This window comes from Paraburkholderia sp. JPY465, from assembly GCF_050436725.1.
GTDB classification, from domain to species: domain Bacteria; phylum Pseudomonadota; class Gammaproteobacteria; order Burkholderiales; family Burkholderiaceae; genus Paraburkholderia; species Paraburkholderia youngii.
This window is the reverse complement of record NZ_JBNDMT010000002.1, coordinates 2,245,939-2,264,089: the sequence shown is the minus strand read 5'-3', so window position 1 is coordinate 2,264,089 and position 18,151 is coordinate 2,245,939. Positions and strand designations below refer to the sequence as shown.

Sequence of the window (18,151 nt, the reverse complement as noted above, 5' to 3'; positions counted from 1 at the left end):
CATGATGGCGCGAGCGCGCTGGAAAACCGCGCACAAATGAAGCCCAAACTGCAGCCCACGCCAAACACCGCGAGATTGGCTACGACGCGGTTAACCCGCCCTTTGTAAATCTGGGGATCTCAGAGTGCACATAGCAGACAATAAAGACCGCGAGCAATCCAGCGATGAACGACATGGCCGCAATCATTCGACCTTCCTCTCCTGCAATAGTCGCGACTCCGGATTGCTAATCGCTAGAGAGAGCGCGACGGCAGAATATGCGTTGAAATGATCTGCGGCGTCGATGCGCGGCGCTCTTTTTTTGTCCCCAAAATCGTGCCCGTTGCAGCACGGGCCTGAGAGAGAACGAAAAACTCCCTAACTTTAGGAATTTGAGGGAAGTCTGTTACGCTGCGCGCTTCACCACCCTTGCATTGAAACAATGGAAATCCCATTCAACGATCGCGGCGTGTCAGTCACGCGCAACGCCCTCTCGGCCGCGGGCCAGGTCTTCCCGCTGCGCGATATCGTCGACGTGCAGGTCATGACCGTGCAGAAGAACAAGGTCGTGCCGCTCGTGATCTCGGTGGCGGGGCTGATCGGCGCGATCGTCGGCGGTGTGCTGCATTCGGCTTCGGGGCTCGTATCCGGGGCGATGCTGGTCGTGGTCGGCTGGCTGACCTGGGTGACTCAGGACGTCACGCATCGGTTGATGGTCAAGACGGCCGACGGTGAGCGCGAGGCGCTGATGAGCACGGATCGCGAGTTCGTCGAACGCGTCGGCGAGGCCGTGCATCGGGCGAAGGCGGCGGCTGCCGCGCCGAAGGCATGACGCGGCGCGTCGATCGAACATGAAAAAGCCGTGCGCGACTGGTCGACGCCAGCCCCGCACGGCTTCGCCAGTTCAGTCCAGACTGAGCGGATTCACGCGCCAGATATTGCGCGCATACTCGCCGATCGTGCGATCCGACGAGAACTGCCCCATCCCCGCGACGTTCTCGATCGCGCTTTCGGCCCACGCGTGTTTGTTGACGAAACGCGCATCCACTGCGTTCTGCGCCTTCGCGAACGCGTCGAAATCGGCGAGCACCATATAGTGATCGCCCCAATCGACCAGCGTGTGAAAGATATCCGAGAAGCGCAGCGGATCGTCCGGCGAGAAGAAGCCCGTACGAATCTGATCGAGGGCGGTGCGTAATGCTTCGTTTTCCTCGTAAATCTGCCGCGGCCGATAGCCGCTTGCGCGCAGATCGTCGACCTCGTCGGCGGAGTGGCCGAAGATGAAGATGTTCTCGCGCCCCACCGCGTCGCAGATTTCGATGTTCGCGCCGTCCATCGTGCCGATCGTCAATGCGCCATTGAGCGCGAGCTTCATATTGCCGGTGCCCGACGCCTCGGTGCCGGCCATCGAGATCTGCTCGGACAGATCGGCCGCCGGAATGATCAGCTCGGCCACGCTCACGCCGTAGTTCGGCACGAACACGACCTTCAGCCTGTTGCCGATCAGCGGATCGTGATTGACCTTCTCGCTGACGTCGCCGATCAGCTTGATGATCGTCTTGGCCATCCGGTACGCGGACGCGGCCTTGCCCGCAAACAGCACGACGCGCGGCACCCAGTCGCGCTCCGGATTCGCGCGAATCTCGTTGTAGCGCACGATCACGTGCAGCACGTTGAGCAACTGGCGCTTGTATTCGTGAATGCGCTTGACCTGCAGATCGAACAGCGCGTTCGGATCGAAGTGCAGCTTGGTGTGCTGCGCGAGCCGGTGCACGAGCCGCAGCTTGGCCTGTCGTTTGGCCTCACGGAACGCGTCGACGAACTCGTCGTCCTTGCGCAGATTGCGCAGCTGCTCGAGCTCGAACAGGTTGCTGCGCCAATGCGTACCGATGCGCGCATCGATCAGCGACGACAGCGACGGACTCGCCTGTGCGAGCCAGCGGCGCGGCGTGATGCCGTTGGTCACGTTGGTGAAGCGGTCAGGGTAGAGACGCGCGAAGTCGGCGAAGATGTCGCGCGTCATCAGCTGCGAATGCAGCTTCGACACGCCGTTCACCTTGTGACTCGCGACGATCGCCAGATAGGCCATGCGCACGCGCCGCTGCCCGTATTCGTCGACGAGCGAAATGCGGCGGATCATATCGACGTCGTGGCCCGATTGCTCGCCGACGTGCTTCAGAAACTGCGCGTTGATTTCGAAGATTATCTCGAGATGGCGCGGCAGCAGCCGCGACAGCATTTCAACATCCCATGTTTCGAGCGCCTCGGGCATCAGCGTGTGATTCGTGTACGAGAAGATCTGCGTCACGTGTTTCCACGCCTTGTCCCACGGCAGGTTATGCACATCGACGAGCAGGCGCATCAGCTCGGGAATCGCGAGCACCGGGTGCGTGTCGTTCAGATGCACCGCGACCTTCTCCGAGAAGCGTCCGAACGTGCTGTGCGTGCGCTGATAGCGGCGGATCAGATCCTGCATCGTCGCCGATACGAAGAAATACTCCTGGCGTAGCCGCAACTCGCGGCCGGCCGGTGTGGAGTCGTCCGGATAGAGCAGCCGCGACACGTTCTCCGACATGTTCTTGGTGTCGACCGCGTTGCGGTAGTCGCCGCGATTGAACGCGCCGAGGTCGAGTTCCTCGGTCGCGCGCGCGGACCACAGGCGCAGCGTGTTGGTCGCGTCCGTCGCGTAGCCGGGGATCACGGTGTCGTACGCGGTCGCGTTCACATGCTCGGTGTCGATCCATTCGGTCTTCTCGCCGCGCTGCACGGTACGGCCGCCGAAGTGCACCATGTACTTGATTTCGGGCCGCGGAAATTCCCACGGGTTGCCGGCGCGCAGCCAGTAATCGGGCGCCTCGACCTGCTCGCCGTCGATGATTTCCTGGCGGAACATGCCGTACTCGTAACGGATGCCGTAGCCGAAGCCCGGAATCCCGAGCGTCGCCATCGAATCGAGAAAGCACGCGGCGAGCCGCCCGAGGCCGCCGTTGCCGAGCGCGGCGTCGGGCTCGATGTCGATCAGCGCGTCCATGTCGACGCCGAGGCTCGCGAGCGCCTCCTTCATCTGATCGTGGATGCCGAGCGCGAGCAGCGCGTTGGTAAAGGTCCTGCCGATCAGAAACTCCATCGACAGGTAGTAGACCCGCTTCACGTCCTGCTCGTATTGCAGGCGCGTGGTCTTCATCCAGCGCGCGACGAGCCGGTCGCGCACGGCGAGCGCGGCCGCGTGCAGCCAGTCGTGCGGGTGAGCGGTGATGGCGTCCTTGCCGACGCCGTACATCATGCGATTCGAAATTGAGCGCCGTAGCGCGTCGACGGTACTGTGGAGCTGGTCGAATTCCAGATCGACGGTCGTCATCGAAGCCTCCGGGAAGTTCGACAAGGCAGACGCGAACCGCACGGAAGACGGACGGGAGGCGCGTGCCTGTCGGAACGGTTAAAAAAACAGAGTAGAACATTTTGCGGATCGCGCACATCGCTGCGCGAGCGGATGGTGACGCATATGCCGTGCCCGGCGAATCCGCCAATTGCCGCGCAATGGCGCGCGGCCGATGCCCGGATGCAGTGCAAAACCGCACATCGATTATTTTTTCGATGCATGACGGGGGAATGAAGCCGCGAATTCCCCAATTGTGTGATCGCATCGGGCCGCCTGTTCTGCCGGACGGTTTGTGCGTACGCGAATTCGATTTGATGTGGGGCGCGCACCGATTTGGAGATGCCGGCCGGGGTTGACGGTTAGTTGCGTTGTGGTCAGATCTCAGCGCCTCGTCTGCGCCCGTCTGCCGGCCTCCCAGCAAGATCGTGCCGTCTCTGCAACAATCGCGACGTTGCGCCGCACAAGCCGCCACGCTCATCCGCCGTGGTCCGGACAGCGCGCCACCTCGCCCACAACAAAACCGCCGTGCGCGCGTCGCCTCTCCTGAAGCGGCCAACGCCGGCATGCCCAACCCGACGAGCCACGCCTTGTCCGATAAGCTCAGCCCCACCGTCGGCGTCCCCACGCCGGCTCTCCCCGCCGACGGCCCGATGTCGGCCGCCAATCGCCGCGCGATGGCCGCGATCATGCTCGCCGTCGCGCTCGCCACGCTCGATACCGCGATCGCCAACACCGCGCTGCCCGCAATCGCCGGCGACCTGCATGCGGCGCCGGCCGCGTCGGTCTGGATCATCAACGCGTACCAGCTCGCGATGGTCGCGACGCTGCTGCCGCTCGCCGCGCTCGGCGATATCGTCGGGCATCGGCGCATCTATATCGGCGGCATCGCGCTGTTCACGCTGAGCTCGCTCGGCTGCGCGCTGGCGCCGACGCTGCCGCTGCTTACCGCCGCGCGCATCGTGCAGGGCCTGGGCGCCAGCGCGATCATGAGCGTCAACACCGCGCTGATCCGCTATCTGTACCCGCCGCATCGGCTCGGTCGCGGGCTCGGCACCAATGCGCTGATCGTCGGCGTGTCGTTCGCGGTCGGGCCGACGGTGGCGTCGCTGATTCTGTCGGTCGCGACGTGGCCGTGGCTGTTCGCCGTCAACGTGCCGCTCGGCGTGCTCGCGCTCAGCTTCGCGATGCCGGCGCTGCCGCACACCACGCAGGGGCGGCATCAGTTCGATCCGGTGGCGGCCCTGCTTAACGTGGTCACGTTCGCCGCGCTGATCTTCGCGCTCGGCGAGGCGGCGCAACGCGCGTCGATGCAGATCGTGCTCAGCGCCACGGCGATCGCGGTCGTGTTCGCGCTGCTGCTGATTCGCCGCGAGGCGGGTCACTCCGCGCCGATGCTGCCCGTCGATCTGTTCAAGCGGCCGGTGTTCGCGCTGTCGGCGGTGACGGCCGTCTGCTCGTTCGCCGCGCAGAGCCTCGCATTCGTGTCGCTGCCGTTCTATTTCGAGGACGTGCTGCTGCGCAGCCAGGTCGAAACCGGCTTCCTGATGACGCCGTGGCCTGTCGTGGTCGCACTCGCCGCGCCGCTCGCGGGCGGCCTGTCGGACCGCTATCCGCCGGGGCTGCTCGGCGCGGTCGGGCTCGCGGTGCTGTCGGCGGGGATGGCCTCGCTGGCGATGCTGCCCGCCCATCCGCACGTGCTCGACATCGGCATCCGCATGGCGATCTGCGGCGCGGGCTTCGGCTTTTTCCAGTCGCCGAACCTTAAGGCGCTGATGGCGAGCGCGCCGCCGGAGCGCAGCGGCGGCGCGAGCGGCATCGTCGCGACCGCGCGGCTAATCGGCCAGGCGACCGGCGCGGCGCTGGTCGCGCTGTGCTTCGGCATCGCCGGACGCCAGCATGGGCCGACGCTCGCGCTCGGCCTCGGCGCGTTCTTTGCCGGCGCCGCGAGCCTCGCGAGCGGCTTGCGGCTCTTCGCGCCATCGCATCGCGCGGGCGTGCAGGCGAAGGCGGCGGTCAAGTGAGATGTGCGCCGGACGGCGCGTGAAACGAGGATAAAGCTTGCATGAAGCGCGGCTCGAACGAACCGCGCATGAGTTGAAGCCGGTGCGGGAAGACGAGGCGGCAACTATGCGAGCCGCCTCGCTTCCGACCATTGCGGCGCGATCAACGTGCCGCGAAGTACCCCTTCACCGCGGCAATGAACGTGTCGATATCGTCGCGCGACACATCCATGTGCGTGACGAAGCGCGACGCATACAGCATCTGCGTGAGGATGCCCCGCTCCTTGAGCCACGCCTCGAGCGGCGCCCAATGCTGTTGCGGAAACTGCGCGAACACCATGTTCGTCGCGACCGACTGCACCTTCACCTGCTCGATGCTCTCCAGCCCCGCCGCCAGATGCGCGGCGTTCGCGTGATCGTCGGCAAGACGCTCGACGTTGTGATCGAGCGCGTACAGGCACGCCGCCGCGAGCACGCCAGCCTGGCGCATGCCGCCGCCGAGCACCTTGCGCCAGCGATGCGCGACGTCGATCAGCGCGCGGCTGCCGACCAGCACCGAGCCGACCGGCGCGCCCAGTCCCTTCGAAAAGCAGATCGACACCGAATCGAACGGCTCGGTGAGCGCCGCGACCGGCTTGCCCGACGCGACCGCCGCGTTGAACACGCGCGCGCCGTCGAGGTGGGTCGCGAGGCCGCGCTCGCGCGCGAGCTGCGTCGCGTCGGCGACGTACTGCTCCGGCAGCACTCTGCCGCCGATCGTGTTTTCCAGCGCGAGCAGCCGCGTGCGAGCGAAGTGATCGTCGATCGGCTTGATCGCGGCGGCGATCTTCTCGAGCGGGATCGAGCCGTCGGCGGCGTTTTCGAGCGGCTGCGGCTGGATGCTGCCGAGCACGGCCGCGCCACCGCCCTCGTATTTGTAGGTGTGCGCGAGCTGGCCGACGATGTATTCGTCGCCGCGCGCGCAGTGCGCCATCAATGCGGCGAGGTTGCTTTGCGTGCCGCTCGGGAAGAACAGCCCCGCTTCCTTGCCGGTGCGCTCGGCCAGCGTGGCCTGCAGACGCAGTACGGTGGGGTCGTCGCCCCAGACGTCGTCGCCGACTTCGGCCGCAGACATCGCCGCGAGCATCGGCGGAGTCGGGCGGGTAACGGTATCGCTGCGCAAATCGATCATTGTGTGTCCCTGTGCGTCCATGGATGACAACCTACGGCAGCCGGCCGCGTGCATTCCGGGAGGAACGCGTACGCGCCGGCAAACGAGCCATACAGTGTATTCAATTCAGGCGACGCTGAAAATCGGCGCGTCCCCGCAAAGCGCGCCGATCCGGCTGCGAGGAGTCGATAGACGCTAACTCAATAGACGCGACGGGGATGCTCAGCCGCCGGGCTTCGGAAGCCACTGCAGCGGATCGACCGGCTGGCCGTTCTGGCGCACTTCGAACTGGATCGACGCCGCACCGCGGCTATCGACCCCGACCTCGCCGATCGTCTGCCCTTGCGCGACCGCGTCGCCTTCCCTGACGAGCAGCTGGCTGTTCTGGCCGTACGCGGTGATCAGCGAGTCGTTGTGCTTGATGATGATGAGCGGGCCGTAGGCTTCGATGCCGGTGCCCGCGTAGACCACGCGGCCGGTCGCGGCGGCCTTGACCGGATCGCCGGGTTGCCCGCCGATCACGATGCCGTTGGACTTGCCCGGCGCGAACGCGCGCAGGACCGGTCCGCGCAACGGCCATTGCAGCACGCCCTGCTGCGGCCCGGCCGCGGGGGCCGGCGCACCGGGGACGGCGCCCGGCGGCACGTTCGCCGTCGCGCCCGGAGCGGCCGGCGCACCCGGCGCCACCGCAACCGGCGGCGTGACCACGCTGCCCGAGGCCATCGGCGGAGAAACGCGCAGCACCTGGCCGGGCGCGACCGCGGCGTTGACCGGCAAGCCGTTCCAGGCTGCGATTTCCTGCAGCTTGCGTCCATAAGCCGAAGCGATGCCGGCCAGCGTGTCGCCCGGATTGACACGATAGAAGCCGGCAGGAACCGGGACGTTCGCGAGGCTGGTCGCGCTCGACGGCGCGTTGTTGTAGAACGGCGTGCTTTCCCACGGCATCGTCGTGCAGCCGCCGATCGCCACGCCGAGCGCCGCCGCCATCAGCACGCGGATCGCCGTCGGTTGCCATTGTTGTGTCATCTGATTTTCCTCGACGTGTGTCTCGTTCCGATTCAACCGACGCCCTAGCAATTGCCGTTCCGCCACGCTTGCACAACATCGCGGCTGTCTGTAGCCGCCTGGATATTATGCGCGCGCACCATACGCACGCCGCGCTGGCGCGCGCGGTCAAACTGCCGCGTTCTTCAGACGCTTCCCTGCGTTTCGACAACGAGCACGCGTGCCGTACCGAGCGGATGCGCGACATGCTCGGTGCCGACCGTCGCGTAGAACACGTCGCCGGTTTCGAGCACCGTCGAACATTCGACGCCGTCTTCGCGATAGCGCATCTCGACGCGCCCGTCGAGCACGGCGAACACTTCCTCGCCGTCGTTCACGTGCCACTTGTACGGCTGGTCCGTCCAATGCAGACGCGTGGTGATGCCGTTCATGTTCGCGATGTCGAGCGCACCCCAGGCACGCGGCGCGGTAAAGCTTTTACTGCGGATGATCTTCATGGTCGATGAGCAATTGGCAAGCGCGCAAATCCCGCGAGTGGCGCCGTCCGCCCACGGCGACGGCGCTTGCACGGCTGGCCCTATTATAGGTCGCACGGCCCGCGCGTCCCGGCGAGCGAGCCGCCACGGCCGATTCGTCCGATTGTTGCGGGCAATCGGCCATCGCCTATACTCAGTCAAGCCGCGCGGAGCAGTACACGACAACGTTGGGATTCTGGGAGGAATCGAGGATGAACAAAGCCACCTTTCTGGCCGTGCAACTCAACGTCGACGATGTGGCGGCGTCTGCCGGCCTCGTCGAACTGCTGAACACCCATCTGATCTTCGCCGCCGACGTCGCCGAGGCCGCCGATGCGCTCGTGCAACTGGCGAGCGTCGCGAGGCTGTCGAGCGGGGTCGAGGCGAGCGTCGAGCTGCCCGCGGTGGCGATCGAGCGTCTGCGCGAGGCGCTCGACAATCTGAGCGGCTACGACGAATCGTGGCTGCTCGCACTGGAGCCGAGCCGCGCACTGTTCGACGACATCGGTCGGCGGCAGCGAACGCTGCATTGACGCGAATCCGCCGCAGCACGGCGCCGTAAACGACAAAACGCCATCCGATCGAACCGGATGGCGTTTTTTCTTGCCCGCCGCGCTCGCGCTACTCCACGACGCGGCGTCTACAGCGGACTACGACTTCCAACTACACCTGCACACTTCTACTGCGATTAGTTGCCGAAGTACACCGAGTTACGGTTGGCCTTCGCCGGAAGGACGGCGTGGCCTGCTTGCGACGTGCCGACAGCCGGAGCGCCGTAGCCGCTGGTGTCCGCGCGGTTGGCTGCGACGGCGGTGCCGCGCTGCGCATCGACGCGTGCTTGCGCTGCCTGGATATCGACCGGGTAGTTGACGTCGTTGGCGGACGGGTTGTAGCCGGCCTTTTCGAGTTGGATCAGTTCAGCGCGAACCTGAGCGCGGGTCACCGGCTGGCTGGCTTGAGCGAACGAAGCGACCGGAACAACGAGGGCGGCGGCGATTGCAACTGCGGAAATCAGGGTCTTCATGATTAACCTCCAAATGGCTTGTTGTGTGGTGCGCTTCGGGGTTTCTGCTTTTCCCTCAGCGATTGAAAACAAGTTTAGAGGCGTCACGATCTAGGGTAAACCCTTAAACGAGCGAAACTCTATTCCTCGTAGCGCAATAATCGTTTCGCATTTGCTTAAGCTTACAGATAACCCACGATGTATCTCGTAATAATGCAAGGCTCCGTTGCTGATCCAAAATGAACAACGGCCCGGCGCGCTGTCACCATCACGCGCGCCGGGCCGTTTTTTCGACTGCTTAGCTCCACTGCGCGTGGAAGCTGCCCGGCTTGTCGATGCGTTCGAACGTATGCGCGCCGAAGAAGTCGCGTTGCGCCTGCACGAGGTTCGCGGGCAGACGCTCCGAGCGGTAAGCGTCGAAATATGCGATCGCCGACGCGAACGCCGGCACCGGCACCCCTGCGTTGACCGCGGCCACCACGACTTCGCGCAACGCCGCCTGGTAGTTCTTCGCGATGTCGCGGAAGTACGGATCGAGCAGCAGGTTCGCGAGCGCCTTGTCCTTCGTGTAGGCGTCGGTGATCTTTTGCAGGAAGCGCGCGCGGATGATGCAGCCCGCGCGGAAGATCTTCGCGATCGTGCCGTAGTCGAGATCCCACTTGTATTCTTCCGACGCTGCGCGCAACTGCGCGAAGCCCTGCGCGTACGAGATCACCTTGCTGAAGTACAGCGCGCGGCGCACCGATTCGATGAACGCCTCTTTCGCGCCTTCGAGCGGCTTGGCCTGCGGACCTTCGAGCACCTTGCTCGCGGCCACGCGCTGCGTCTTCAGCGACGACAGCACGCGCGCGAACACCGCCTCGGTGATCAGCGGCAGCGGCGCGCCGAGGTCGAGCGCGTTCTGGCTGGTCCATTTGCCGGTGCCCTTCTGCGCGGCACGATCGAGGATCACGTCGACGAGGTCCTTGCCGGTTTCGTCGTCCTTCTTGCTGAAGATCTTCGAGGTGATTTCGATCAGATAGCTGTCGAGCTCGCCCTGGTTCCACTCGGTATAGACCTTGCCGAGTTCCTCGTTCGACAAGCCGACGACCTGCTTCAACACCGCATAGCTTTCGGCGATCAGCTGCATGTCGCCGTACTCGATGCCGTTGTGCACCATCTTCACGAAGTGGCCCGCGCCGTCCGGTCCCATGTACGCGACGCAGGGCTCGCCGTCCGGCGCCTTCGCGGCGATCTCGGTGAGGATCGGCGCGACGAGGTCGTACGCGTCGCGCTGGCCGCCCGGCATGATCGACGGGCCTTTCAGCGCGCCTTCCTCGCCGCCCGACACGCCGGTGCCGATGAAGTGCAGACCCGCCTTCGCGAGTTCCTGGTTGCGGCGGATCGTGTCGGTGAAAGGCGTGTTGCCGCCGTCGATCAGGATGTCGCCTTTTTCGAGCAACGGTTTGAGCGAGGCAATGGTTGCGTCGGTCGGCTCGCCGGCCTTGACCATCATCAGAATGCGGCGCGGCTTTTCGAGCGAGTCGACGAACTCTTCCAGCGTGAAAGCCGGCACCAGTTTGCGGTCCGGATATTCGGCGATGAGTTCGTCGGTTTTCGCGCGGCTACGGTTGTAGACCGACACCGCGTGGCCGCGGCTCTCGATGTTGAGCGCCAGATTGCGGCCCATCACCGCCAGCCCCACTACGCCGATTGCCTGTTTGCTCATTTGAATTCTCCAGAGTCCAATAAATGTCGTGGCGCCGCGCTGCGAAAACACCGGCGCGGCGTCGAGGGTGAAAGGATAAAAGAAATGCGCGCTTGCCGCTTGATGGCGGGCAAGCACGCCAGTTGCTCGTGCTGCTGCGGTGCTCCTGCCGTGCTCCAGCTTGCGCGTAACGCCAGATAGACAGGTATTGTGCGCGCGTCGGCGCTTGCGCGGAGGGTTCGGATTGGGATCGGACTGAGGTTTGGCGGACCGCATGAACGAATACGCGACCCGCCGATCTACCCGCTACCCTGCCCGCTTCCTGAACACCAGACTGAAGTTGTTCGCGGGCATCGCGACCGCCCGTTCGCACGTGAGCCCGGCCGCGTCGCCGAGCGCGACGACCGCTTCCATATCGCGCACGCCCCATCCGGGATCGCGACTCTTCAGCCACTGCTCGAACGCTTCGTTGCTCGGCGCCGTATGCGCGCCGCCACGCCGGTAAGGACCATATAGATAGAGCACGCCGCCGTCGACGAGCCGCCGCCCCGCGCCGTCGACGAGTGCCTGCGCCGCGCTCCACGGCGAGATGTGGATCATGTTGATGCAGACCACCGCATCGAGCGCATCGACGCCCCAGTCCGGCTGATGCACGTCGAGCGCGAGCGGCTCGCGCACGTTCGCGAGCCCCGCGTGCGCGGTCCACGCGGCAATCGATTCGCGCGCTTGTTCGTCGGCATCGCTCGGCTGCCAGTCGAGACCGGGCAGCGCGCCGGCGAACCAGATTGCGTGCTCACCGGTGCCGCTCGCGATTTCGAGCACACGGCCGCGCGCCGGCAGCGCATCGCGCAGCACGGCGAGGATTGGTTCGCGATTGCGTTCGGCGGATGGCGAATATTGCCGGGCGTCGGTCATGGTCGGCCTTGCGTTCTGGTTTTGCGATGTGCGTTAGTACAGCGTGGCGCGCACGCGTTCGGGAAGCTCGAGATCGTAGGCGGCCGCGTCGAATTGTTCGCCGTCGTTCGCGGCGATGATGTTTTGCAGGATCTCGCCCGCGCTCGGCAGTTCCGAGCGCGCGATATGCCGCGCCGGGTCCCACAGCTGCGAGCGCACGATCGCCTTCGAGCAATGAAAGTACACGGCATCGACGTCGATCAGCAGCACGGTGCGCGGCAGTTTACCGGCGACCGCGAAACTGTCCAGCAGCGCCGCGTCGTTCGAGACTCGGCCGCGGCCGTTTACGCGCAAGGTCTCGCCGATACCCGGAATCACGAACAGCAGCGCGAGGCGCGGATCGGCGATGACGTTGCGCAAGCTGTCGAGCCGGTTGTTGCCGGGTCGGTCCGGCAGCGCGAGCGTGCGTTCGTCGACGACGCGCACGAAGCCCGGCGCATCGCCGCGCGGCGAGCAGTCGAGACCGGCGGGGCCGCTCGTCGCGAGCACCGCGAACGGCGCGGCCGCGATGAACGCGCGGTAGTCGTCGTTGACATAGGGGACCTCTTTGCGCAGCGAGCGCTCGGCTGGCTGTGCGTACAGAGCTTCGAGTTGTTCGATCGTCGTCAGCATGCGGTTTCCTCGGGTTTTAATTGTGATTCGCGGAACGTACTCGTTTTCAATCGCCCGCCAGCAACGCAGCGAGCGCGCTCAAGGTATCACCGCACGGCGCGGCCACCTTCAGAGACAACAGCGGATCGGCGCGGGTGCGGCCCAGATTGATCGCCGCGATCGGCTTGCCCTGGCGCTGCGCCCACACGCAGAAGCGGTAGCCGGAATACACCATCAGCGACGAGCCGGCCACCAGCACCGCGTCGGCCGCATCGAGCGCATGCGACGCCGCAACGACCCGCGCCTTCGGCACGTTCTCGCCGAAGAACACCACCGACGGCTTCAGCAGCCCGCCGCAGTTCGAGCATGCCGGCACGCGAAAACCGCCGAGATCGTGCCACTCGAGATGCGCGTCGCCATCGGCCGCGGCTTCGGCCGTGACGTCGAGCAGCGCGGGGTTGTCGGCTTCGAGCGTCTGCTGGATCGCTGCGCGCGAATGCTGCATGCCGCAGTCGAGACAACTGACTCCGTCGATGCCGCCGTGCAGCTCGATCACGTCGCGGCTGCCCGCGCGCTGATGCAAGCCGTCGACGTTCTGCGTGACCAGCGTCGGCACGTGACCGGCCGCTTCGAGCCGCGCGAGCGCGACATGCGCGGCATTCGGTTGCGCGCGCGCGACCAGCGGCCAGCCGACCATGCTGCGCGCCCAGTAGCGCTGACGCATCGCCAGCGTGCCGAGGAACTCCTGCAACGTGATCGGCGGCGAGCGCTTCCATGCGCCGTTGTCGTCACGATAGCCGGGGATGCCGGAGTCCGTGCTGATGCCCGCGCCGGTCAGCACGAACAGGCGCGGATGACGCTGCACGAAGCGATGCAGATCGTCGAGCGTGTGCGGGTCGGCGAGGGATTCGGTCGGCGTGAGCTGAAGGTCGGTCATGACGGGGACGTGGAGTTGCTTGTGCGCATCAGCGGTGTGGGTTCGGTTTGCCGCGCCTGGCGGCCGAGCGACGCGCGTCCGCTTGCGGCTTCGACTTCGCGCCTTGCGTGTCGGGCCGCCGCGCGGGCCGCGCTTTCTGCGCCTGCCGCTTCTGCCACGCAGCCAGCGCGATCTCGTAGCGCTCCAGTGCTTCGTCGTAGAGATCGAACACGCACTGCGTGCAGCCGCTGTGACAGCAGTCGTCGAGATCGGGCCGCACGGGCGGCTGCGGCGGCGGGTCGTCGCTGGGTTTGGCGCGGGGCACGGCGCGTGGCTTTGCTTCGAGAGACGACGGAGCGCCCAGTATAAGTTGAACGCGTGCGCGCCGCTCCCGGTTGCGAGACGGTGCTGCGCGCCGCTCAGCCGCGCCCGACGAACGGCATCTTGCTCGCCATGATCGTCATGAACTGCACGTTCGCCGACAGCGGCAGGCTCGCCATATGCAGCACCGCATCGGCGACGTGCTGCACGTCCATCAACGGCTCGACCGCGATCTCGCCGTTGGCTTGCGGCACGCCCCGCGCCATCCGCGCGGCCATCTCGGTTCCCGCGTTGCCGATGTCGATCTGCCCGCACACGATGTCGTATTTGCGGCCGTCGAGCGACACCGCCTTCGTGAGCCCGGTAATTGCGTGTTTGGTCGCCGTGTAGGCGGCGCTGTTCGGACGCGGCGCGTGCGCCGAGATCGAGCCGTTGTTGATGATGCGGCCGCCGCGCGGGTTTTGCGTCTTCATCAGGCCGAACGCCGCGCGCGTGCACAGGAATACGCCGTTCAGGTTGGTGTCGACGATCGAGCGCCATTCGTCGATGCTCACTTCGTCGAGGTCGACGGGCGAGCCGTTGCGTCCCGCGTTGTTGAACAGCACGTCGAGCCGGCCGAAGCGCGCGCGGATCGTGTCGTATAGCGCGGCGACGCTGTCGGCGTCGGTCACGTCGCACGACACCGCGAGCGCGTCGCCGTGCTGCGCCTGCGCTTCCTGCGCGACCGCATCGAGTGCGGCCTGGCGACGCCCGGCGAACACCACGCTATAGCCGTGCTTCGCAAGCGTCAGCGCGCACGCGCGGCCGATGCCGCTGCCCGCGCCCGTCACCAGCGCCACTTTGCCGTTTCCTGATTGCCACATCGCGCATCTCCTGTTGTATTGGGTCGGGACGCGCGCTTTTGCCGGCAACCGGTCCGATCGCCATCGACACGCGCGCCGCTTTTCGCTCCGCACCATACAACAGCGCATCGGCGATCGCAAACCGCAGCAGTCTTTCAGCGCGCTTTCGTCGGGCACGTGGCCGCCGACCGTGGCACGTCGGCGCGCGCAACAGTGGTATCGTTCGCGGTTGCGCATCGCGCGCAAGATTCACAGCCTTCCGTGGACGGACGAAGGCGTACTGGAAGCACGTTTCGATGAATGAATGCCCGAACCCGCCGCGCCGCTGGCCGCGCAGCCGCAACTCCGCACTGCTGAACGGCACGATCGGCTGGCACGTGATCGTGCTGATCGGCGTGGCTGTTGCACCGGCCGCGTGGCCATGGTGGCTCGCCGCGATCGTCGCGAATCACGCGCTGTTTACGATCACCGGACTGTTGCCGCGCACGACGCTGCTCGGACCGAACTGGACCCGCCTGCCCGCGAGCCCGCGCAACGCGGATGCGATCGCGCTGACCATCGACGACGGCCCCGACCCCGTTGTCACGCCGCAAGTGCTCGATCTGCTCGACGCGTTCGATGTGCGCGCGACATTCTTCTGCATCGGCTCGAAGGTCGAGCGCTATCCGCAGCTCGCGCGTGAGATCGTCGCACGTGGACATGCGCTCGAAAACCATTCGCAGGTGCACGTGCATACGTTTTCGGTCACGTTTCCGCACGCGTTGACGCGCGAGATCGCCGCCGCGCAACGCACGCTCGAAACCATCAGCGGCGCGCGGCCGATGTTCTTCCGCGCGCCCGCCGGACTGCGCAACCTCTTTCTGGAGCCGGTGCTGCGCAAGCTCGATCTGCGTCTCGCCGCATGGACACGGCGCGGCTACGATACGCGCGAGCGCAACCCGCACGTGGTCGCGCGGCGGCTGCTCGATGGCCTCGCCGCGCGCGACATCCTGCTGCTGCACGATGGCAACGCCGCGCTGACGGTCGAAGGCCAGCCGCTGATTCTCGCGGTGCTGCCGAGCGTGATCGAAGCGGCGCGCGAGCGGCATCTGCGGTTCGTCACGCTGCGCGAAGCGCGTGTCGATGCGTGACGATCGCACGTGAAGTGACACTCACCGCAAACAGCGCTACACGCGAAAATCCGCCGCCATATCCTCATCGGTACGCGCTTCGAGCTTGCCGCTGCGGCACGCTTTGATGAACACGTCGTAGCCGCGCTCCACCTGATCCGCATAAGCGCTCGCGTAGCCGCTCAGCGCTTCGGCGAACTGATCGCCGCGGCCGATGTACGCGCTGATCTCGATCGCCTGCCCGCTCGCCTTCGCGTGCGCGCGCGCCATGATCCAGCCGCATAGCCGCGCATAGCCGTCGAGCAGATCGCTGTCGAACAGCTCGATATTCGCGGACAGCCTCATGTCGCGCAGTTGGCGGAAATAGAACTGCCGCCCGTGCGGTCCCGTCCCCCAGCCGAGGAACACGTCGCTCGCGGTTTGCAGCAGCCGCTGTCCTTGCACGACGCGCTCGCCCTGATGCTTGACCGCCGGCGACTTATAGAACTGCGCGATCACCGATGGCCGCGCCTCCTTCATCTGGAGGAACAACGGCTTGCCCATGTGATCGACGAGCAGCACGACCAGACAACGCGTGCCGACGCTGCCGACGCCGGCCACTTTGAACACGACGTCGTGCCTCGTGAAGTGATCGAGCAGTTCGCGCCTATCGTGCGACATCGACTTGCGGTACTCGCCCCACACCTGCTCGATCGTCTTTTCGACGTTGCCGGTCCGGTAGGTTTCGGTTTCCTCGGCCGTAAACAGCGTGTTCGCACCGAGCACATGAAACAGCGCGGGCGGCGTGTCGTGGATGGTCCAACGATTGCCATCGAACGACGCCATTTTTTGCAGCAGGCTTTCGTGCGTGCGGCTCGCGGCCTTTTCCATGGCGCGCCGCACCGCGCGCCGGCGCTCGGGCGTCAATGCGATCTCGGCCATGCGGTCGAACGTGATGCGGTCGTACCACAGGTCGAGCGCGCCGAACTGCGCGTATTGCGCGACGCGATCGCGATACGAGCCGACCGCGGTCATCACGAGACTCTCGGCGGTGCCGCGGCTCAGGCGCATCTGCCGCGCAGCCACGACGAGGCTCGCGCACAAGCGTTTCAGGTCCCATTCGAACGGGCCGATCGAGACTTCGTCGAAGTCGTTCAGGTCGAAGACCAGCTGCCGCTCGGAAGTCGCGAAGCCGGCGAAATTCATCAGATGGCCGTCACCGCAGATCGGCATGCTGAGCCCGCTGTCGTGCACCTTGCTCAGATCGTGCGCTTGCAGAATCGCACTGCCGCGATGGAACGCAAACGGCGAGGCTGCCATGCGCCCATAGCGCAGCGGCACCAGATTCACGACGCGCTCCGCGCTGCTTTGCTTCAGCAGCTCGATCGGGTCGCGGTGCAACTCGCCGACCGCCCGATGGCTCGAGCGTTTCGAACGCTCGCGTGCGGCGCGGCCGCGCGCTTCCCGTTCGGCAATGGTGTTGGCTTTCATGCTTTCTCTCCGTTTTTGCTTTCCGCGCATCGCGTGGTTAAAACCGAGGGTTGCACGCGCGATCATAACGGGTTCGAAAACGGCATCGGTAAAAATGTTCCGGCGCTTTGCACGCACCCCGATTCGCGCTCATCGCACTCAAAAGCGGACAAACTTACCGACTTTCTGCAACCGAAACTAACCGTTTGGTGAAATTTCATTTTTTAGTCGCGCCATGCACTTCAGCAAACGCGAAGCGCGCCGTATACCCATCCATGCAGAAGTTCGCGACGCACGAAAAGCCCTTGAAAAAGGGCCTGTTCCGCACTGTTCACTAACGTGCGTCGCGCAAGGGAAAACGGAGAAAGCATGTTTGTCGCAATCGGGTGGGTGTTGGTAATCGGTTCTGTGATCGGAAGTTTTGTTGGCGTCGGCGGACATCTGCCGGCACTCGTACAGCCATTCGAATTGCTATGTATTTTCGGTGCGGCAATCGGCGCGTTCGTCGTTAGCAATCCGACCTCGACGCTGAAGAAAACCATCAAGGTACTGCCGTCGTGCTTCAAAAGCGGCGGCTATACGAAAGAGAAATATCTGCAGTTGATCGCGTTGCTGTATGAACTGCTGCAAAAGGCGCGCAAGGAAGGGATGATGGCGCTCGAAACCGACGTCACCAGCCCGGAAGAGAGCGTGATTTTCCAGAAGTACTCGCACGTGCTGGAGGATCATCATCTGCTCGATTTCATCGTCGACTATCTGCGCATGATTTCGGGCGGCAACGTCAATGTGCACGAAATGCAGGACCTGATGGACGAGGAACTGGCCACGCATCACGCGGAAGCGTCGGTGGCGGCCAACGCGATCCAGAAGATGGCCGACGGCCTGCCCGCGTTCGGCATCGTCGCCGCGGTGATGGGTGTCGTGCATACGATGGGCTCGGTCGGCGCGCCGCCCGCCGTGCTCGGCGAGATGATCGCGGGCGCGCTGGTCGGCACCTTCCTCGGCATTCTGCTTGCGTATGGTTTTATCGGCCCCGTCGCCGATCTGCTGAACGCGAAGGGTCGCGCTGAAGCCAAGCCTTATCAATGCGTGAAGGCTGTACTGCTCGCATCGCTGTCCGGCTACGCGCCACCGGTCGCGGTGGAATTCGGCCGCAAGGTGTTGTTCAACGCCGACCGCCCGAGCTTCCAGGAACTCGACGACGCGGTGCGCGCGACGAAGATGCCGAAGTCGGCCTGACCCGGGGCGGCA

18 protein-coding genes are annotated in these 18,151 nt (G+C 65.2%); 6 read left to right on the top strand and 12 right to left on the bottom strand.

From position 1 onward, the window contains the following. Positions 1-421 precede the first annotated feature (421 nt). A complete protein-coding gene (locus tag QFZ94_RS12560; RefSeq protein WP_368584700.1) occupies positions 422-811 on the top strand; it encodes a DUF6232 family protein in 390 nt (129 codons plus the stop codon). 72 nt (positions 812-883) lie between these two features. Here the strand turns inward: QFZ94_RS12560 and QFZ94_RS12555 are convergent, their stop codons facing one another. Further along, positions 884-3,337 (bottom strand): glycogen/starch/alpha-glucan phosphorylase, encoded by a 2,454-nt coding sequence (locus QFZ94_RS12555; protein WP_368584699.1) that lies wholly within the window; start codon positions 3,335-3,337, stop codon positions 884-886. Positions 3,338-4,008: 671 nt separating this feature from the next. Between QFZ94_RS12555 and QFZ94_RS12550 the strand changes: the two genes are divergently transcribed. Further along, positions 4,009-5,379 (top strand): MFS transporter, encoded by a 1,371-nt coding sequence (locus tag QFZ94_RS12550; protein ID WP_410850393.1) that lies wholly within the window; start codon positions 4,009-4,011, stop codon positions 5,377-5,379. Positions 5,380-5,521: 142 nt separating this feature from the next. Here the strand turns inward: QFZ94_RS12550 and ltaE are convergent, their stop codons facing one another. The 3 genes from ltaE to QFZ94_RS12535 all read right to left on the bottom strand — a co-directional run bounded on the left by ltaE (position 5,522) and on the right by QFZ94_RS12535 (position 8,010). Next, on the bottom strand, positions 5,522-6,529 hold the full coding sequence (gene ltaE, locus QFZ94_RS12545) for a low-specificity L-threonine aldolase (protein ID WP_429457220.1): 1,008 nt from the start codon (positions 6,527-6,529) through the stop codon (positions 5,522-5,524). A gap of 201 nt (positions 6,530-6,730) precedes the next feature. Beyond that, complete coding sequence (locus tag QFZ94_RS12540) at positions 6,731-7,534, bottom strand: peptidoglycan DD-metalloendopeptidase family protein (protein WP_429457218.1); 804 nt, start codon at positions 7,532-7,534, stop codon at positions 6,731-6,733. Positions 7,535-7,698: 164 nt separating this feature from the next. After that, complete coding sequence (locus QFZ94_RS12535) at positions 7,699-8,010, bottom strand: cupin domain-containing protein (protein WP_368584696.1); 312 nt, start codon at positions 8,008-8,010, stop codon at positions 7,699-7,701. Positions 8,011-8,240: 230 nt separating this feature from the next. Here QFZ94_RS12535 and QFZ94_RS12530 point away from each other — a divergent pair, with 230 nt between their 5' ends. After that, complete coding sequence (locus QFZ94_RS12530; RefSeq protein ID WP_013091261.1) at positions 8,241-8,561, top strand: hypothetical protein; 321 nt, start codon at positions 8,241-8,243, stop codon at positions 8,559-8,561. A gap of 155 nt (positions 8,562-8,716) precedes the next feature. Here the strand turns inward: QFZ94_RS12530 and QFZ94_RS12525 are convergent, their stop codons facing one another. The 7 genes from QFZ94_RS12525 to QFZ94_RS12495 all read right to left on the bottom strand — a co-directional run bounded on the left by QFZ94_RS12525 (position 8,717) and on the right by QFZ94_RS12495 (position 14,363). After that, entirely contained in the window at positions 8,717-9,052 is a 336-nt protein-coding gene (locus QFZ94_RS12525; protein WP_429457216.1) for a DUF4148 domain-containing protein, read from the bottom strand. A gap of 277 nt (positions 9,053-9,329) precedes the next feature. Beyond that, positions 9,330-10,739 carry an NADP-dependent phosphogluconate dehydrogenase gene (gene gndA / locus QFZ94_RS12520; protein ID WP_013091259.1) on the bottom strand — a complete coding sequence of 470 codons (1,410 nt, stop codon included), beginning with the start codon at positions 10,737-10,739 and terminating at the stop codon, positions 9,330-9,332. A 285-nt stretch (positions 10,740-11,024) separates the two neighbouring features. Further along, positions 11,025-11,633: a DUF938 domain-containing protein gene (locus tag QFZ94_RS12515; protein ID WP_429457214.1), complete on the bottom strand. Its 609-nt coding sequence runs from the start codon at positions 11,631-11,633 to the stop codon at positions 11,025-11,027. Positions 11,634-11,666: 33 nt separating this feature from the next. Then, the gene (locus QFZ94_RS12510; RefSeq protein WP_429457212.1) at positions 11,667-12,284 is read right to left on the bottom strand and encodes a pyridoxamine 5'-phosphate oxidase family protein; all 618 of its coding nucleotides are present in this window, start codon (positions 12,282-12,284) and stop codon (positions 11,667-11,669) included. A 46-nt stretch (positions 12,285-12,330) separates the two neighbouring features. Further along, entirely contained in the window at positions 12,331-13,200 is an 870-nt protein-coding gene (locus tag QFZ94_RS12505; RefSeq protein ID WP_429457210.1) for an NAD-dependent protein deacetylase, read from the bottom strand. Positions 13,201-13,228: 28 nt separating this feature from the next. Next, positions 13,229-13,504: an oxidoreductase-like domain-containing protein gene (locus QFZ94_RS12500; protein ID WP_429457208.1), complete on the bottom strand. Its 276-nt coding sequence runs from the start codon at positions 13,502-13,504 to the stop codon at positions 13,229-13,231. Between the two features lie 94 nt (positions 13,505-13,598). After that, the gene (locus QFZ94_RS12495; protein WP_429457206.1) at positions 13,599-14,363 is read right to left on the bottom strand and encodes an SDR family oxidoreductase; all 765 of its coding nucleotides are present in this window, start codon (positions 14,361-14,363) and stop codon (positions 13,599-13,601) included. Between QFZ94_RS12495 and QFZ94_RS12490 the strand changes: the two genes are divergently transcribed. Further along, positions 14,308-14,646, top strand: a complete 339-nt coding sequence (locus QFZ94_RS12490; RefSeq protein ID WP_429457801.1) for a hypothetical protein — start codon at positions 14,308-14,310, stop codon at positions 14,644-14,646. The genes QFZ94_RS12495 and QFZ94_RS12490 overlap by 56 nt on opposite strands. Next, the gene (locus QFZ94_RS12485) at positions 14,639-15,472 is read left to right on the top strand and encodes a polysaccharide deacetylase family protein (protein WP_429457204.1); all 834 of its coding nucleotides are present in this window, start codon (positions 14,639-14,641) and stop codon (positions 15,470-15,472) included. Before QFZ94_RS12490 ends, QFZ94_RS12485 begins: the two co-directional genes overlap by 8 nt. A gap of 36 nt (positions 15,473-15,508) precedes the next feature. On the opposite strand, the gene QFZ94_RS12480 is transcribed toward QFZ94_RS12485, so the two are convergent. Further along, the gene (locus QFZ94_RS12480; RefSeq protein ID WP_429457202.1) at positions 15,509-16,921 is read right to left on the bottom strand and encodes a DUF2252 domain-containing protein; all 1,413 of its coding nucleotides are present in this window, start codon (positions 16,919-16,921) and stop codon (positions 15,509-15,511) included. A 348-nt stretch (positions 16,922-17,269) separates the two neighbouring features. Here QFZ94_RS12480 and motA point away from each other — a divergent pair, with 348 nt between their 5' ends. Beyond that, complete coding sequence (gene motA, locus QFZ94_RS12475; protein WP_429457200.1) at positions 17,270-18,139, top strand: flagellar motor stator protein MotA; 870 nt, start codon at positions 17,270-17,272, stop codon at positions 18,137-18,139. Positions 18,140-18,151: the final 12 nt, after the last annotated feature.

Bases quoted from the DNA above. Each gene is read 5' to 3' on its own strand.
- QFZ94_RS12560 (WP_368584700.1), top strand. From the start codon at position 422: ATGGAAATCCCATTCAACGATCGCGGCGTGTCAGTCACGCGCAACGCC.
- QFZ94_RS12555 (WP_368584699.1), bottom strand. From the start codon at position 3,337: ATGACGACCGTCGATCTGGAATTCGACCAGCTCCACAGTACCGTCGAC.
- QFZ94_RS12550 (WP_410850393.1), top strand. From the start codon at position 4,009: ATGTCGGCCGCCAATCGCCGCGCGATGGCCGCGATCATGCTCGCCGTC.
- ltaE (WP_429457220.1), bottom strand. From the start codon at position 6,529: ATGATCGATTTGCGCAGCGATACCGTTACCCGCCCGACTCCGCCGATG.
- QFZ94_RS12540 (WP_429457218.1), bottom strand. From the start codon at position 7,534: ATGACACAACAATGGCAACCGACGGCGATCCGCGTGCTGATGGCGGCG.
- QFZ94_RS12535 (WP_368584696.1), bottom strand. From the start codon at position 8,010: ATGAAGATCATCCGCAGTAAAAGCTTTACCGCGCCGCGTGCCTGGGGT.
- QFZ94_RS12530 (WP_013091261.1), top strand. From the start codon at position 8,241: ATGAACAAAGCCACCTTTCTGGCCGTGCAACTCAACGTCGACGATGTG.
- QFZ94_RS12525 (WP_429457216.1), bottom strand. From the start codon at position 9,052: ATGAAGACCCTGATTTCCGCAGTTGCAATCGCCGCCGCCCTCGTTGTT.
- gndA (WP_013091259.1), bottom strand. From the start codon at position 10,739: ATGAGCAAACAGGCAATCGGCGTAGTGGGGCTGGCGGTGATGGGCCGC.
- QFZ94_RS12515 (WP_429457214.1), bottom strand. From the start codon at position 11,633: ATGACCGACGCCCGGCAATATTCGCCATCCGCCGAACGCAATCGCGAA.
- QFZ94_RS12510 (WP_429457212.1), bottom strand. From the start codon at position 12,284: ATGCTGACGACGATCGAACAACTCGAAGCTCTGTACGCACAGCCAGCC.
- QFZ94_RS12505 (WP_429457210.1), bottom strand. From the start codon at position 13,200: ATGACCGACCTTCAGCTCACGCCGACCGAATCCCTCGCCGACCCGCAC.
- QFZ94_RS12490 (WP_429457801.1), top strand. From the start codon at position 14,308: ATGCCGCTGCCCGCGCCCGTCACCAGCGCCACTTTGCCGTTTCCTGAT.
- QFZ94_RS12495 (WP_429457206.1), bottom strand. From the start codon at position 14,363: ATGTGGCAATCAGGAAACGGCAAAGTGGCGCTGGTGACGGGCGCGGGC.
- QFZ94_RS12485 (WP_429457204.1), top strand. From the start codon at position 14,639: ATGAATGAATGCCCGAACCCGCCGCGCCGCTGGCCGCGCAGCCGCAAC.
- QFZ94_RS12480 (WP_429457202.1), bottom strand. From the start codon at position 16,921: ATGAAAGCCAACACCATTGCCGAACGGGAAGCGCGCGGCCGCGCCGCA.
- motA (WP_429457200.1), top strand. From the start codon at position 17,270: ATGTTTGTCGCAATCGGGTGGGTGTTGGTAATCGGTTCTGTGATCGGA.